At 62.6% G+C, this 16204-nt stretch carries 16 protein-coding genes; all 16 read left to right on the forward strand.

Features of this window, described 5'->3' with window-relative positions; translation table 11 throughout:
• Nucleotides 1-137: 137 nt before the first annotated feature.
• Entirely contained in the window at nt 138-1157 is a 1020-nt protein-coding gene (locus AC3WUM_RS15055) for an AAA family ATPase (RefSeq protein WP_492411156.1), read from the forward strand.
• A 59-nt stretch (nt 1158-1216) separates the two neighbouring features.
• Nucleotides 1217-2119, forward strand: coding sequence for a DUF58 domain-containing protein (locus AC3WUM_RS15060; protein WP_492411157.1), 903 nt, complete (start codon nt 1217-1219; stop codon nt 2117-2119).
• A 15-nt stretch (nt 2120-2134) separates the two neighbouring features.
• Nucleotides 2135-3157, forward strand: coding sequence for a VWA domain-containing protein (locus AC3WUM_RS15065; protein WP_492411158.1), 1023 nt, complete (start codon nt 2135-2137; stop codon nt 3155-3157).
• Between the two features lie 192 nt (nt 3158-3349).
• On the forward strand, nt 3350-4846 hold the full coding sequence (locus AC3WUM_RS15070; RefSeq protein ID WP_492411406.1) for a M81 family metallopeptidase: 1497 nt from the start codon (nt 3350-3352) through the stop codon (nt 4844-4846).
• Between the two features lie 174 nt (nt 4847-5020).
• Nucleotides 5021-6526, forward strand: a complete 1506-nt coding sequence (locus AC3WUM_RS15075; protein WP_492411408.1) for a M81 family metallopeptidase — start codon at nt 5021-5023, stop codon at nt 6524-6526.
• A gap of 177 nt (nt 6527-6703) precedes the next feature.
• Nucleotides 6704-7669 (forward strand): threo-3-hydroxy-L-aspartate ammonia-lyase, encoded by a 966-nt coding sequence (locus AC3WUM_RS15080; protein ID WP_492411409.1) that lies wholly within the window; start codon nt 6704-6706, stop codon nt 7667-7669.
• A gap of 226 nt (nt 7670-7895) precedes the next feature.
• On the forward strand, nt 7896-9095 hold the full coding sequence (locus AC3WUM_RS15085) for a tyrosine-type recombinase/integrase (RefSeq protein ID WP_492411159.1): 1200 nt from the start codon (nt 7896-7898) through the stop codon (nt 9093-9095).
• A 147-nt stretch (nt 9096-9242) separates the two neighbouring features.
• Nucleotides 9243-9605, forward strand: coding sequence for a type II toxin-antitoxin system RelE/ParE family toxin (locus AC3WUM_RS15090; protein ID WP_492411160.1), 363 nt, complete (start codon nt 9243-9245; stop codon nt 9603-9605).
• A complete protein-coding gene (locus AC3WUM_RS15095; RefSeq protein WP_014646104.1) occupies nt 9605-9925 on the forward strand; it encodes a helix-turn-helix domain-containing protein in 321 nt (106 codons plus the stop codon). Before AC3WUM_RS15090 ends, AC3WUM_RS15095 begins: the two co-directional genes overlap by 1 nt.
• Nucleotides 9926-9949: 24 nt before the next feature.
• Entirely contained in the window at nt 9950-10930 is a 981-nt protein-coding gene (locus AC3WUM_RS15100) for an ABC-three component system protein (RefSeq protein ID WP_492411161.1), read from the forward strand.
• On the forward strand, nt 10899-11147 hold the full coding sequence (locus AC3WUM_RS15105) for an ABC-three component system middle component 8 (RefSeq protein ID WP_094853047.1): 249 nt from the start codon (nt 10899-10901) through the stop codon (nt 11145-11147). Before AC3WUM_RS15100 ends, AC3WUM_RS15105 begins: the two co-directional genes overlap by 32 nt.
• Nucleotides 11134-12930 carry a DUF2326 domain-containing protein gene (locus tag AC3WUM_RS15110; protein WP_492411162.1) on the forward strand — a complete coding sequence of 599 codons (1797 nt, stop codon included), beginning with the start codon at nt 11134-11136 and terminating at the stop codon, nt 12928-12930. The genes AC3WUM_RS15105 and AC3WUM_RS15110 overlap by 14 nt, the downstream gene beginning before the upstream one ends.
• Before the next feature lie 13 nt (nt 12931-12943).
• Complete coding sequence (locus AC3WUM_RS15115) at nt 12944-13174, forward strand: helix-turn-helix domain-containing transcriptional regulator (protein WP_492411410.1); 231 nt, start codon at nt 12944-12946, stop codon at nt 13172-13174.
• A 6-nt stretch (nt 13175-13180) separates the two neighbouring features.
• Nucleotides 13181-14122: a hypothetical protein gene (locus tag AC3WUM_RS15120; protein ID WP_492411163.1), complete on the forward strand. Its 942-nt coding sequence runs from the start codon at nt 13181-13183 to the stop codon at nt 14120-14122.
• A 17-nt stretch (nt 14123-14139) separates the two neighbouring features.
• Nucleotides 14140-14958, forward strand: coding sequence for a TIGR02391 family protein (locus tag AC3WUM_RS15125; protein ID WP_209672971.1), 819 nt, complete (start codon nt 14140-14142; stop codon nt 14956-14958).
• A 395-nt stretch (nt 14959-15353) separates the two neighbouring features.
• The gene (locus tag AC3WUM_RS15130; RefSeq protein ID WP_492411164.1) at nt 15354-15746 is read left to right on the forward strand and encodes an ATPase; all 393 of its coding nucleotides are present in this window, start codon (nt 15354-15356) and stop codon (nt 15744-15746) included.
• Nucleotides 15747-16204: the final 458 nt, after the last annotated feature.

A 16204-nucleotide genomic window follows, 5' to 3' on the forward strand; every position in this document is an offset into this window, starting at 1 on the left:
CTTCATTATCTTTAGGATCAGTCCAACCGAAGAAGATCGATGAGCCTTGCTTTCGATCGCTTCTCTCCCGCATGCATGGGCCCTCGTGCCGGTCATGTTCTTGTTCGTGCTTCGCCTCGAAACCACATCAGAAACCGATGAGCGCAACCTCAGTTGATACCGTATCGAACGCTTCCGTCGGAGCGCAGTGGGCCAGCAAGCTGTCGACCGAGATCGGCAAGGCCGTCCTCGGTCAGTTGCACATCGTCGAGCGCTTGCAGATCGCGCTGCTGACCGGCGGCCACGTGCTGCTTGAAGGCATGCCGGGTCTGGCCAAGACGCTGCTCGTGAAATCGCTCGCCGATTCGCTCGGCGTGAACTTCGAGCGCATCCAGTTCACGCCCGATCTGCTGCCGAGCGACATCGTCGGAACGATGGTCTATTCGCCCGGCGACGGTAAGTTCTCGCCGCACCTGGGCCCGATCTTCGCCAACCTCGTGCTCGCGGACGAAATCAACCGTGCGCCGGCCAAGGTGCAGAGCGCCCTGCTCGAAGCGATGCAGGAGCGCCAGGTGACGCTCGGCGGCTCGACGTATGCGCTGCCCAAGCCCTTCCTCGTGATGGCGACGCAGAACCCGGTCGAGCAGGAGGGCACGTACCCGCTGCCCGAAGCGCAGCTCGATCGCTTCCTGTTCAAGCTGCTGCTCGATTACCCGAGCGTCGAGGAAGAAATCGAGATGGTGCGCCGCTGGGGTTACGTGACGAGCAAGCCCGAGCTGTTCGCGGTGTCGAGCGGCGAAGAACTGCTGAGCCTGCGCGGGCAGGTCGACTCCGTGCACGTGGCCGAGTCGGTCCAGGCCTACGTGGTCACGCTGGTGCGCGCCACGCGCGACATCGCGACCGGCAAGGGCGCCGCGGCCGGCGCCCTGCGCACGCTGACCTACGGCGCTTCTCCGCGCGCCTGCCTGGGCCTGTTCCAGGCGAGCAAGGCGCTGGCCTGGCTGCAGGGCTCCGACTTCGTCACGCCAGCGATGGTGCAGGCCGTGTTCGCGGACGTCATGCGCCATCGCATCGGCCTGACCTATGAAGCCGAGGCCAACGGCATGACGGCCGACGCGGTGCTCGCCGAAATCCTCAAGAAGACCCCGGTCCCCGAATCCGCCAAGGCTGCGGCCTGAGCCGCGATCCGGTGATCAATTCCGTGCTTCGCACCGCAAGCCATTCGACGACTCCGGCCGTGGCGCCCGCCTCGTTGCCGAGCGCATCGCCGGCGGTGTTGCGGCGGCTCGAATGGCGCGTGCGCCATGCGGTCAACACGAGCCTGACGGGCGACTATCGCTCGTCGTTCCGTGGCCGCGGCATGGAGTTCGATCAGGTCGTCAAGTATCAGTGGGGCGACGATCTTCGCGACATCGACTGGAACGTCACCGCGCGTCTCGGCGAACCGTATCGCAAGAAGTTCGTCGAAGAGCGCGAGCTCGCGCTGATCTTCATGTTCGAAGATTCGCCGGCGCTGCAGTTCGGCTCGGCGGGCCGCACGCGACGCGATACGCTGCTCGAGATGGCCGCCCTGCTGATGCTGGTCGGCTCGATCAACCGCGACCGCGTCGGACTGCTGTACAGCTCGCCGGTGACGTCCTGGTATCAGAAGCCGCTGCCGGGACACAAAGGCGTGATGCGCACGGCAGCGCGCCTGCTCGGCCAGGAGCCGCCTCCGCTCGACGGTCCGTCTGAATGCAAGCTGCCGTGGCAGTTCCTGCGCACGATCGCGCCCAAGGGCAGCATCCTGCTGTGGTTCGGGCCATTCACCGCGGCCCCTGAACAGCCCACGGGCTGGAAGGGTCTGCAGCAGCGCTATCAGACCGTGGGCGTGCGCGCCGACGATCCCTGGGACAGCAGGCTGCCCGAGCGCGCGAACTTCACGGCCTACGATCCGTTGCAGGGCCGGCTGGTGTCGATCAACACCTCGTCGCCGGCCGAGCAGGCCGCGCATGCGCGCTGGCGCGACAGGCGCGAGACCTATTTCACCGAGTTGTTTCCGCAGCTCGATGATCGCCTGCTCGTCAACAACGCCGACGATTCGCTCGACACGCTGGTCGCTTACTTCCATCGCCATTCGCATCACGGCATCCGAGCCTGAGATTCCGCCAACGCCATGACAGGCTGGACTTTCCACGATCCGCTTTGGCTGTGCCTGCTCGCGCTGCTGCCGCTGATGGCCTTGTTGCGCCGGCGCCGCAGCGTCACCGCGCTCGTCGTTCCGAGTGCGGCCGAATGGCATGCGCCGGGCACCACGCCGACCGCGGCCTGGCCGGTGCTCTGCGTCTACGCGGGCCTGGCGCTGCTGATCGTCGCCATGGCGCGGCCGCAGTTTCTCGAGCCGATGAAGGATCACAAGAAGAGCGGCTACGACTTCATCATCGCCATCGACTTGTCGACGAGCATGTACGCCGAGGATTTCCAGCGCGGCGATGTGTTCGTGAACCGCTTGCAGGCGATCAAGCCGATCATCTCGGCCTTCATCAACGAGCGTCCGGACGATCGCATCGGCATCGTCACGTTCGCGGGCCGCGCTTACACGTTCGCACCGCTGACCTTCGATCACGAATGGCTGCGCAAGCAGACCTCGCGGCTGTCGATCGGCCTGATCGAGGACGGCACGGCCATCGGTGATGCGATCGGCGTTTCGCTCAAGCGTCTGGCCGAAGGCTGGAAGGAAACCGAGCGGCCGCGAGAAGGTGCCTTCATCGTGCTGCTGACCGATGGATCGAGCAACAAGGGGTCTCTCGATCCGCGCCAGGGCGCGAAGTTCGCGGCCGACGAATCGGTGGCCATCTACACGATCGCGGCGGGCGCCGAGGGCAAGGTGCCGATGCCGATCTACGACTACCAGGGCAACCGCACGGGCATCGAGATGCGCGAGTCCGACATCGACGTGCTGCTGCTGCGCGACATCGCCGAAACCACCGGCGGAGCCTTCTTCCGCGCCACCGACCAGAACGGTGTCGCCGAGGCGTTCGAAAAGATCAACCAGGCCGCGAAGGTCGATTTCGATGCGCCGCCTCCGCTCGTGAGCCACGAGGCGTTCTACATGTTCGCCTTGCTCGGGATCGCGCTGATGGGCCTGGGGCTTTATGCCGCCAACTATCGGCCGGGTCAGGAGCAGGCGGTTGCCTGAGGCCAAGTGCCATCACGGGTGTCGCCTCCCGGCGCACCCAGCAGAACGGGGTTGCTCAAGATGGAAATGAAGATCGACAAGGGCCGGCGTTCGCTGCTCAAGGCGGCACCCGCCGCCGCCTTGCTGCCGGCGAGCGTCGCTGCCGAAGCCGCTACCGCCACCAGCGGCAAAACGGGTTCGAGCCAGAAGCCGATCCGCATCGCGGTGATGACGTTCATTCACGAGACCGTGACGTTCCTGCCGTACGACACGGTCACCGACGACTTCATCTACGAAGGCTCGCCGGCCCGCGGCGAAGCCTTGCTCAACTCGATGCCCAAGAACTACATGGGCGGATTCGTCAAAGTGGCGCGCGAACATGCCAACGTCGAACTCGTGGGCATCGAATCGCCGCTGTTTCCCAAGCGCGGCACCGCGACCGGCTGGATCACCAAGGAGGCCTTCGAGCTGTTCGTCGGCAAGATGATCGCCGAGCTCAAGGCGCAAGGCCCCTGGGATGGCGCGTATCTGTCGCTGCACGGCGCCATGGGCGTGCGCGACGTCGCCAAGCCAGAAGTCGAGATCGCGCGCCGCGTGCGTGCCGTGATCGGCCCCAAGGCCTTCATCGCCGGCACCTTCGATCCACACGGTAACGAGGATGCGGACTGGTTCAAGTACGCCAACCTCGCGTTCTGCTCCAAGTACTATCCGCACTACGACGTCTACCTGCAGGGTGAGCGCGCGGCACGCACGCTGATCCGCTGCATTCGCGGCGATTACAAGCCCACGGCAGCGACGCGCAAGCCCAAGATCATCACGCCGTCGGTACTGCAGTGGACCGGCCAGTCGCCGTGGATGGATCTGGTGCAGCGCGCGCTGGTCTGGGAGGCGCGTTCGCCCGATGTCTACGTGAATTTCTATTACGGTTTCGCGTTCATGGATTCGTCGGAAGCCGGCATGACCTTCCAGGTCATGACCAACGGCAATCCGGAGCTGGCGACCAGCATCGCCGACGACATGGCCAGAACCGCCTGGCGCCTGCGCGAGCAGCTCGTCTCCGGCACCAAGGTTTACTCGATGGCCGAAGGCGTGAAGCTCGCCAAGGACGCGATGAAAGCCGGCAAGACGCCGATCGTGCTCGCCGACCACAGCGATCGCACCGGCGCGGCCACATGGCTGCTCGAAGAGGGGATCAAGCAGAAGCTCGGCAATACGCTGTTCGGTACGATTGCGGATTTCGACGCCATCGAAGCGCTGCGCAAGAAGGGCGTGAAGGTCGGCGACAAATTCGACATGGAGATCGGCGGTCGGCTCGAGGCTTCGGCCGGCAAGGCGATTCGCATCACCGGCGTGGTCAACACGGTGAGCGGCGGCATGTCGGCGGGCATCGGTTCGACCGCGGGTCAGATGTGGGTGAGCGTCAAGTTCGGCGACGGCAACGTGGTGATCATCAGCCCGTATCTGTCCCAGAACACCGATCCCGAAGCCTTCATGGAGATCGGCATCAACCCGGCCGACTTCAAGGCCATCGCGATCAAGTCGCGCGTGCACTTCCGCCGCGGTTATCACGACAACGGCTACGCCAAGACCATTCTGCTGGTGGAGCCGGACCAGCCGTTCGTCGGCACCGTGCGCCTCGAAGCGCTCGACTACAAGCACATGAAGCTCACGGATTTCTATCCGTACGGCAAGAACGTCAGCTATCCCTAGCGGTTTCCATAGAGATTCATAGAGGCGAATCACAGAGAGATGACAATGAAAATTTCAAGACGTGGAATATTCACGCTCGCGATGAGCGTGCTGGCGATGCTGCCTTTCGGAGCCGAAGCACAGCAGACGGCGAAGAAGGCGGCCTCATCCTCTTCGGGCTCCAACCAGAAGCCGATCCGCATCGCGGTCATGCAGTTCTCGCACGAGACCGTGACCTTCCTGCCGTACGAAACCACCACCAACGACTTCATCTACGAAGGCTCGCCCGCGCGTGGTGAAGCGCTGCTCGAATCGTCGCCCAACGGTTACATCGGCGGCTTCGTGAAGGTGGCTCGCGAGCATGCGAACGTCGAACTCGTCGGCATCGAATCGCCGCTCGGTTCGAAGAAGGGCTCGGGCTCGGGCTGGATCACCAAGGAAGCCTTCGATCACTTCGTCGACAACATGATCAAGGATCTGAAGGCCCAGGGCCCGTTCGACGGCGCCTATCTGTCGCTGCACGGCGCCATGGGCGTGAAGGACGTGGCCAAGCCCGAAGCGGTGATCGCGCGTCGCGTGCGTGAAGCGATCGGTCCGAAGGCTTACATCGTCGGCACCTTCGATCCGCACGGCAACGAAGACGACGAGTTCCTCAAGTACGCGAACCTCGCGTTCACGATCAAGTACTACCCGCATTACGACGGCCAGCTGCAAGGCGAGCGCGCTGCGCGCACGCTGATCCGCTCGATCCGCGGTGACTACAAGCCGACCACCGCGACGCGCAAGCCGCCGATCATCACGGCGTCGGTGCTGCAGTGGACGGGCGCTTCGCCGTGGATGGACCTCGTGCAGCGCGCACTGGTCTGGGAAGCCCGCTCGCCGGACGTCTACGTGAACTTCTACTACGGCTTCGCATTCGCCGACGTGGTCGATGCAGGCATGACCTTCCAGGTGATGACCAATGGCAATCCGGAGCTCGCGAACAAGATCGCCGACGACATGGCCAACACCGCCTGGCGCCTGCGTGAGCAGCTTGTCTCCGGCACCAAGGTCTATTCGATGACCGAAGGCGTGAAGCTCGCCAAGGAAGCCATCGCCAAGGGCAAGACGCCGTTCGTGCTGGCCGATCACAGCGACCGTTCGGGCGCCGCGACCTGGCTGCTCAAGCAGGTCATCGACCAGAAGCTCAGCAAGACCCTGATCGGCACGGTGGCCGACAACGATGTGATCGAAGAGCTGCGCAAGAAGGGCGTCAAGGTCGGCGACAAGTTCGACATGATGGTCGGCGGCAAGCTCGACGAGTCGGCTGGTGAGCCGGTGCGCGTGGTCGGCACCGTCAACACGGTCAGCGGCGGCCTCGGCCGTCGTGGCAGTGCCGCGGCTTCGCAGCTCTGGGTCAGCGTCAAGTTCGGTGACGGCAACGTGCTGATCATCAGCCCCTACCTGCACCAGAACACCGATCCCGAGGATTTCATGAACCTCGGCATCAACATCAAGGACTTCAAGGGCTTTGCGATCAAGTCGCGCGTGCACTTCCGTCGCGGCTACGACGACAACGGCTTCGCGCCGACGATCCTGCTCGTCGAGCCCGACCAGCCCTTCCTCGGCACGGTTCGCCTCGAAGGCCTGAAGTATCAGCACCTGAAGCTCAACACCTTCTATCCGTACAACAAGAGCATCGTCTATCCGGCGAAGAAGTAAGCGCTGCTTCGTGTTGCGATAGCTGTTGAGGTTTGAAGCGGGGGCGGTGTCGGACGAACTTCTCGGTTCAGTCCGGTACCGCCTCCTTCGTTTGTGGCTGCGTCTGGCATGCACGCAGGCGAGTATCATGATGCGTTCTCCTCGAGCGGAGTTTTGATCGTGTCCAGTATCGATAGCCTGCGGGCACTCCCCACTTATGATGATGTCGTCGCGGCCTCGGAGCGCTTGCTCGGCCATGCGCATCGCACGCCGGTGATGCGTTCGCGCCTGCTCGATGCCGAGCTCGATGCGCAGCTGTTCTTCAAGTGCGAGAACCTGCAGCGCATCGGCGCATTCAAGTTTCGAGGTGCGTTCAACGCGCTCTCGCAATTCGACGAGCGCCAGCGCAGGGCAGGCGTGGTCGCATTCTCGTCGGGCAATCACGCGCAGGCGGTCGCGCTGTCCGCTCGTTTGCTCGGCATGCCCGCCACCATCGTCATGCCGCACGATGCGCCGCCGAACAAGATCGCCGCGACCAAGGGCTATGGCGCGAGCGTGCTGATCTACAACCGCTATACCGAGGACCGCGAGCAGATCGGGCGAGAGCTCGCGCAGGAGCGTGGCATGACGCTGATTCCGCCTTACGATCATCCGAACGTGATCGCGGGGCAGGGCACCGCAGCCAAGGAATTGTTCGAGGACGTCGGACCGCTCGATGCCTTGTTCGTGAGCCTCGGCGGCGGCGGCCTGCTGTCAGGTTCGGCTTTGTCGGCACGGGCGCTCGCGCCGGCGTGCAAGGTCTACGGCTGCGAGCCCGAAGCCGGCAACGACGGCCAGCAGTCGTTTCGCACCGGCGAGATCGTGCACATCGAAACACCGAAGACGATCGCCGATGGTGCGCAGACCCAGCATCTCGGGCATTACACCTTTCCGATCATCCGTCGAGACGTCGACGACGTGATCACCGCGACTGACCCTGAACTCGTCGACGGCATGCGCTCGTTCGCGACGACGATGAAGCTTGTCGTCGAACCGACCGGCTGTCTGGGCCTGGCGGTCGCGCGCAAGATGAAGGCGCAGATTCAGGGCAAGCGTGTCGGCATCCTCATCAGTGGCGGCAATGTCGCCATCGAGCGGTTCTGCAGTTTGCTGATGACGGGCTGAAATTGCAGCTGCCGTAACGAAAAGGGCTGCATTTCTGCGGCCCTTTTTCATTTCACCATGACTCCCGCACCGTCTTCCGCTGGATTACGCCTGAACCCGCTCTACTAGGTTTATCAACAACTTAGGCGAGTCCAAGATATGCCGGTGCTTTCCGAAACTTGACCCAGTTCCCTGCCGCGTGGCTCCCACGTGGCCCCTGGAAACCGGGGTCGTTCAAGGAGTCATCATGGCAAAAATCAAACTCACCAAGTCCGCTGTCGATGCGGCACAACCCCAGGCGCAGGCCGTCGAACTGCGCGACACCTTGGTCCCCGGCTTCCTGTGCAAGGTTACACCGGCGGGTCGCAAAGTCTTCATGCTGCAGTACCGGACTAATGCCGGCGAGCGGCGCAAGCCGGCCTTGGGCCTCTACGGCGAGCTGACGATCGAACAAGCCCGCTCGCTGGCTCAAGAATGGCTGGCCCAGGTCCGCCGGGGCGGCGATCCCGGCGCCGACAAGGCCGAGGCGCGCAAGGCACCCACGGTCAAGGAACTGTGCGCGAAGTTCATGGAGGACCACTCCAAGCAGCGCAACAAGCCCAGCACCCGCCGAGGCTACCAAGGCGTCATCGACCGTTGCATCGTTCCGATGCTGGGCCGCATGAAGGTGCAGGACGTGAAGCGGCCGGACGTGGCGAGCGCGATGAAGAAGATGGCCCACAAGCCCGCCGAGGCGAACCGCGCGTTCAGCGTCATGCGCAAGATGTTCAACCTGGCCGAAGTGTGGGGCTACCGGCCCGACGGCACGAATCCGTGCCGGCACGTGCCGATGTTCCCCAACGGCAAGGCGACCCACCTGATCAGCGACGAGGACATGAGCAAGCTGTTCCGGCACCTCGACCGGATCGAGGTCGAGGGGCTGGAGAACTACGTCATCCCGCTGGCGATCCGCCTGCAGTTCGAGTTCGCCGGTCGCCGCTCCGAAATCGTCACGCTCGAATGGACCTGGGTGGACTTGGAGAGCCGGCGCGTGGTTTGGCCTGACAGCAAGACCGGCGGCATGTCCAAGCCCTTGAGCGAGGAGGCTTACCGGCTGCTTTCGACAGCGCCGCGCCAAAAAGGCATGCCCTACGTCCTGCCGTCGCCGCGCCATCCCGGCAAGCACCTGACCACAGGCGAGTATTACGGGGGCTGGTGCCGTGCTCTCAAGGCCGCCGGTGCGACGCACGTCGGCACGCACGGCATCCGCCACCGCTCGGCGACCGACATCGCCAACTCGGGCATCCCGGTCAAGGTCGGCATGGCGCTGACGGCGCACAAGACCGTGGCGATGTTCATGCGCTACGTCCACACCGAAGACGACCCGGTGCGTCAGGCCGCCGAGCTGGTGGCGAACCGGCGCAAGACCATCACCGGCGCGCGTCGCGCAGAGGAGGCCACGGCATGAGCAAGCGTTGTGCATCCGCTGCGTCACGCGCAGCGCCGGTGACGCTGCTAGGCGACATTCGGGTGGTACCACGGGAGCGCAGAGGGGGAGCCTGCTGGTGCGGGGTTGGGGCATCCATTGCGTCATATATCCGAACGGGTATACTTCATGTCTGAGAGACGCAAGCTTCTGTACTGGGAGGGTTCCTCGAAGAAGGACTTCAAGGAATTTCCTGTCCCTGTGCAGAAGGACATGGGTGTCGCGCTGTTCGTTGTTCAGTTGGGCCGAACCCCTGAGTCGGCCAAGCCCTGGAAGGGGCTGGGGTCGGGGGTCTATGAACTGGTGGAGGACCATCGCGGCGATACCTTCCGCGCGGTCTACACCGTGCGGATCGGCGATGCCGTGCATGTTCTGCATGCGTTTCAGAAGAAGTCCAAGTCCGGCATCGCCACACCGCAGCCGGACGTGGAGTTGATCGAGAAGCGGTTGAAGGCAGTGCTCGCCCGATATGGTGCGAGCGGGAGATCGTGATGACGCGCAAAGACCATCCTCAAGGCACCGACAACGTGCTGGCCGACCTCGGATTCGCCGACGCGGAAGAGCTGTCGGCGAAAGCCGTCTTGGCGGTCAAGCTGAACGAGCTGATCGACAAGCGCAGCCTCAGCCAGACCGAAGCCGCTCACATCACCGGCATGACACAGCCTAAGGTGTCTCAGGTGCGACGCTACAAGCTGCAAAACATCTCACTTGAACGCTTGATGCAGGCGCTTGTCTCGCTGGACCAGCACGTCGAGATCGTCGTTCGGCCGGCGCGGCGTGCGCACGCCGCCGGCATCACGGTCGCAGCTTAACGATTCGAGCGAGCCAGAACCGCAATGAAATTTGCATACGAAGACCTCAGTGATGGCCAGTTCGAGACACTGATCGTTCTCCTATGCCAGCGTTTGCTCGGGGTTTCGGTCCAGGGATTCGCAAAAGGGCCTGATGGCGGGCGCGATGCCAAGTTCATGGGAACGGCGGAACTGCACCCGAGTAAGACGGCCCCGTGGGTCGGGACAACCATCGTCCAGGCCAAACATACCAACGGCTATAACCGTAACTTCTCCGAGTCCGACTTCTTCAGCACGACAGCCGCAAACACTGTGCTGGGCAAAGAAATTCCCCGTGTCAAGAAACTGCGTGAGGTCAAGCAGCTCGATCACTACATGCTGTTCGCCAACCGTCGGCTGGCAGGCAATGCCGAAACCGAGATACGCGACTACATCGCGTCTCAGTGCGGCATTCCCGCCTCGTCGATCTATCTCTGCGGACTGGAGCAACTGGAAATCTGGCTGAAGCGCTTCCCTGAGGTTGCGAGGGAAGCAGACCTTGATCCGGTCGATTCGCCGTTGATCGTCAGCCCCGATGATCTGGCCGAAGTAGTGCAGGCATTGGCGCGCCAGAAAGACGGCGTGGTCGCACTGCTAGACGATCCACCGACTGCGCGCGTGACCTACGAGCAGAAGAACGCACTCAACAACATGAGTGCCGACTACGCCAAGGCGCAGCGGCGGAAGTACCTGAAGGAGACGGCTCAAATTCGGGCTTTCCTGGCAGCACCGGAAAACCTCGACCTGCTGCGCATGTACGAGTCGGTGGTCGATGAGTTCCAACTCAAGATCATCGCCAAGCGCAAGGACTACCAGACCTTCGACGAGGTCATGGAGTATCTGGTGGACCTGTTGTTCAACCGCGATCCTGTCTTGCGGCAGCACGCCCACAAGCGCTTGACTCGCGCCGTGCTGTTCTACATGTACTGGAATTGCGATATCGGGGAGGTGGGCGATGCTGCGGCCGACCAAGCACTCTCATCCTGATCGCACGGTCATCAACGTCTCGTTGCTGCTGCTGGCTCGCCTGAAGGCCCGGCGCGTGGATGAGTACGACGTGCTGCGCAAGTTTGCGAAAAAAAGTGTCGTCGGCGGGGACGTGCTGTTCCTGCCGGCACTGAATTTTCTGTATCTCATGGGCCTGATCGAATATCGCCCCAAGACCGACGCCGTGGAGTACATGGGGCCAAATGAAGCTGTCTAGACTTTATTCCAGCAAGCCTGACTTGTTCGAGCCTGTGGAGTTCGTCCAGGGCCTGAACGTCGTCATGGCTGAAATTCGCCTGCCGGAGAACCGAAACAAGGACACCCACAACCTCGGCAAGACCACGCTTGGGCGTTTGCTCGACTTTGGCTTCCTTGCCAAGCGCGATCCCAAGTTCTTTCTTTTCAAACACGTCGAATTGTTCAAGGACTTCATCTTCTTCCTAGAGATCGAGCTGGAAGATGCTTCGTTCGTGACGATTCGGCGCGGTGTGGAAGAAGCCACCAAGATCAGCTTCAAGCGCCATGAGGCCGGGCATCAGGACCTGTCGGGGCTACCGCTGGTCGAATGGGATCACCAGGACATGCCCTTCGAGCGGGCGCGTGACCTGTTGGATGGATTGCTTGACTGGCGCGCACTCAAGCCTTGGGCGTTCCGCAAAGGCTTGGGCTACCTGCTGCGCTCCCAGGATGATTTCCGCGATGTGTTTCATCTGCGCAAGTTCGCGGCTGCGCATTCGGATTGGAAGCCTTTCCTGGCTCACGTTCTCGGCTTTGACGCTCAACTCGTGGCGAAGCACTACGAGAAGGAAGAGCAGCTTGCGGAGAAGCAGTCCACCGCGCAGACCATCAAGAACGAGCTGGGCGGGTCCATTGAGGACATCAGCAAGATCGAGGGCATCCTGCTGCTCAAGCAGAAAGAGGCTGAGAAAAAGCAGAAACTGCTCGACGCCTTCGACTTCCGCGCCCAGGACAAGGACAGCACCAAACAGTTGGTCGATGACATCGACGAACGCATCGCGTCGCTCAATGCCGAACGCTACTCGCTCAACCAGAACAAGAAGAAGATCATCACCTCGCTGGAAGAGGATCAGATCCTCTTCAACCCTGACGAAGCGCAGCGCCTGTTCGAGGAAGCCGGCGTCCTGTTCAAGGGGCAGATCAAGAAAGACTTCCAGCAGTTGATTGCCTTTAATCGGGCAATTACCGATGAGCGCCGCGGCTATCTGCAGGAAGAACGCGCAGAGGTCGAAGCTGAGCTTAAGCGCATCAATGCAGAACTGAATACCTTGGGCAAAAAACGCTCGGAAATGCTTTCATTTCTGAGTGGAACCGACATCTTTGGCAAGTACAAGCAGGTCTCGGACGAGATGGTGACGCTGCGCGCTGACATCACTTCCCTGGAGCGTCAACGCGGCTTCCTGCATCGTTTGCAGGAGTTGCGAACCGAGATCAGGGCGTTGACCGAAGAGCGTGGGCATCTACAGACCCAGATCGAGGCGGATGTCGAGAAGCAGAACTCCGATCAGAACAGTTTGTTCTCAGCAATCCGCGTGTTCTTCAGCGAGATTGTCGAAGAGGTGATCGACCGCAAGGCGCTGCTGAGCGTATCGCCGAACCAAGCGGGGCATCTGGAGTTCAGGGCGGAAATTCTTGACGAATCAGGCAACGCAACCAGCGCCGACCTTGGGCACACGTACAGGAAACTGCTGTGCATCGCCTTTGACTTGGCCATCCTGCGAGCCCACTTGGACGACAAGTTCCCGCGCTTCGTTTACCACGACGGCGTATTCGAGTCCCTGGATGATCGCAAGAAAGAGAATCTGCTGGCGGTCATTCGCCGGTATGCCGACTTGGGGCTTCAACCCATCATCACGCTGATTGACTCAGACCTGCCTTTGCGACCTCACGACGATGAAGCTGTATTTGGCGCCGACGAGATTGTCGTGACTCTGCACGACGAGAGTGAACAAGGGCGACTGTTCAAAATGCGTGCGTGGTGACTTCGAGGTGACGATGAGAAGCAAACCCCATGACGAGGCGATGGCCGAGTTGTACCGCAACGATCCGGCGTTTGCGCTCGAAGTCATCAACGGCACTCTGGAAGACGGCAACCGGGCCGAACTGCTCACCGTGCTGCACCACATGGCGCAGGCGTTCGGCGGCGTGCCGGCCATTCTCAAGGCAATGGGACTGCGGCTGGCCGTGCAGCCGATGCCATCGTCGCCCCCTGTCCACGCAGCGTGATGCCCAATGCCTATGGCGAGTACCGTTCATCCGATCCACTTTGAAGACTACAGCGGCGTTCAGTTTGAGCGCCTCGTCTTTGCCTACCACGTGCGTGCTGGCTGGCGGGAACTGATCTGGCATGGCCAGTCGGGCGGCGACCAGGGGCGAGACATCTCCGGGGTCGAGGAGTTCGACGACCTGCCTGCGCGCAAGACAATCATCCAGTGCGCCAACCGCGACACGCTGACGTTGGCGAAGGCCCGCGCCGATATGGAAAAGGCTGTCGCGATTGCCAGAGGCAAGCCGGATACCTTCAAGTTCGTCTGCCGCGGTGCTGTCTCCGACGCTAGCCGAACACGGATCGCCGACGCCGCTGCGGCGCTCGGCGTCGAGCATGTGACGATCTGGTCCAGCGTCGAGTTTGAGGAGAACCTGCGCCTGCGCGGCGAATACCTCTTGCATCGCTTCGTTCGGGGCGTCGAGTTCCCCGAAGCCGAAGCGGAGATCCGCAAGTTCGTTGACGACTTCCCCGACCTGTCCGACGCCGATGCGCTGGGCCTGATGGCTGCGGTGTTCGACCGGCCGGCCTTTCGCACGCCGTTCCAGCAGGAGAGTTCGCTTCCAGCTTTCCAGCAAGCCGTCGAGGACACCATCGGCGCCCTCAACACCGGCGTTTGGCGAACCCGCGAAGGCACGGAAATCAGGCGCATCCCCTCGATCCATCACATCCGGGACCAGCGCGTTCGCACGGTGCTGGCGCAGGTCGTGCGCCAGGTCGATGAATTGCGCCGCATCTTCGTCTCGCGCCTTCGGGAAGGCGAGATTCGCCACTGTGGATGCGGCAATAAGGACTGCCCCACTTACATTCTCAGCGATCGCGTCGCCTATGAAATGGATGCAGCCCGCGACCGCATCCTCACCACGTTTCGCTCGGTGCATGCGCCGTTCGATGTTGCCCTTCGATAGACACGGAAGCATCGGTCGTGGCTGCGCGCATCGTCCCTTTTAGCTCACAGCACCTTGAAGCCGCCTGCCGTGTTCTTGCCGACACCGAGCGTGGCCTGAGTGGCACGCAGATCGCGCGGCTGCTTCAAGAGATGGAGATTGCCGACCCATCGCCGGGCATGACGAAGTGGAAGCGATTGTTCAACGCGCTCGCCGAGGTACAGAACAAGCACCAGATCGGCAATCACCTCATCATGTTCATCAACCGCGCGATGAATCCGGTGAACTACGCGCGAGATCCTGGGACGTTCGCCTGGCGGCGCGATGAACTCAATGTCGTGCTGGCCTTCTCGGGCTTCTATGTCCGCGACGACGGCCAGGTGGGATATGCCGATAAAGCGACGACGCTGGATGCGGCCCGCGCACGCGCAGGCCGCCTCAAGGCTGCGCTCGAAAGCCGCGTCGTGCATGCTGAGGTCTTGAACTACTGCCGCGCCGAGTTGCTGGACGAGAACTACTTTCACGCAGTCTTCGAGGCCAGCAAGGGTGTTGCCGAACGAATTCGCACGCTGTCGGGCTTGACCGGCGACGGTGCTGAGCTGGTGAACAGGGCGTTCGCTGGTCAGCAGCCGGTGCTGGTCTTGGGCCCACTGAGCACCGAATCCGAAAAGAGCGAGCAGAGAGGCTTTGCCAACCTGCTGATCGGACTGTTCGGCGCTGTGAGGAACCCCTTGGCCCATGCACCGAAGACGAATTGGCCCATATCTGAACAAGATGCGTTGGATATCTTGACGCTGGTGTCGCTGATCCATCGGAAGCTGGATGGCGCGCAAAGATCGACAACGACTTGTCCGTAGGCATCGCAGCGCCGCTCCGCGCGATGGCCGTATCGGTGATACGCGAACCAGCTTTCATTTACAGAGCATTGCGTCCCGGCGTGCCGCCGTCGCGCTGCGCATCGAGCCTCGCTGGGCGAGTCTCGCCCCATGCGGGCTTCCATCACTGACGCCTCCGGCCCGGCTCGCTGATCCGGGCCTGCGCGCTCCGCTTGCCGGAAACCCCGCGTGCGTGAGGTGGTGTGAGGGGGCGGTCTTGCTGTGTCCCTTCACCGTATCACGGCGTTCTCGCCGTGCAAGGGCTGCGCGCGCCTTGCGCGCTTGCGTCCTGGCGGCCGTCTGCGACCCCTGACTGCTGCGCTGCGCCGTGAGGGCGACGGTTCCGGGCAATTCCGCCCGTGCAACCGGAGATCGTCATGAACAACAAATCACACGTTTCCCTCGAACAGCATGTTTGCCTCGTTTGCGGCACGGCGTTCGATACCGGCGCCATCCTGCTGGACAAGCGCCTGCGCGCGAGCATGGAGCGCCACACGGCGACCGGCTGGGGCCTGTGCCCCGAGCATCAGAAGCTCTCCGACGATGGCTTTGTCGCACTGGTCGAATGCGATCCGCAGCGCAGCGGCTCGCAGGCCGGTGGCCGCATGAAGCCCGACCAGGCGTACCGGACGGGCCGGCTGGCCCATCTGCGGCGCACGGTGTTCGCGCAAGTGTTCAACGTGCCGATCGCAGACGAGCAGGTTTGCGTGTTCGTTGAACCTGGCGTGATCGACCAGTTGCAGTCGATGACGGCGCCGGCGGCGAGCTGATCGCGCCGCGTTGACTTCGGTGAGTCGTCCCTTCGGGGGGCGGCGCACTATTTTTCTGCTGCGCCCGGTGCCGATGCCTTCGCGCCTGCGGCGCTGCGCGCTTCGCTTGCCTCCAGGGGAAAGCCCTGCGGGCTATCCCCGCCGCACGATGCTTGGCGCCCCTCAAAGACCGCCGACCCGGCTACGCCGGATCGGCCAGACCGCATCCGCAGCAGATCCACGATGCCTTGCGTGTGCTCGTCTTGATCCTTTTATTTCTTTGGCGTTGAAGTTCGGGCGTCCCCGGCCACTGGGAGATGGCCGGTCGCGCTGTCGTGCTTCGCATCGAGCCGCCTGCGGCGTCTCGCCCTTTCGGGCTTCCATCGTTCCCTCGCTCCGCTCGGCTGACGCCTCCGGCCCGGCTTCCAGCTTCGGGCCTGCGCGCTTCGCTTGCCGTGCGGTCGGCGTGTTGAGGGGCC

The sequence above is a fragment of the Hydrocarboniphaga sp. FW305-C-57 genome, assembly GCF_058783045.1.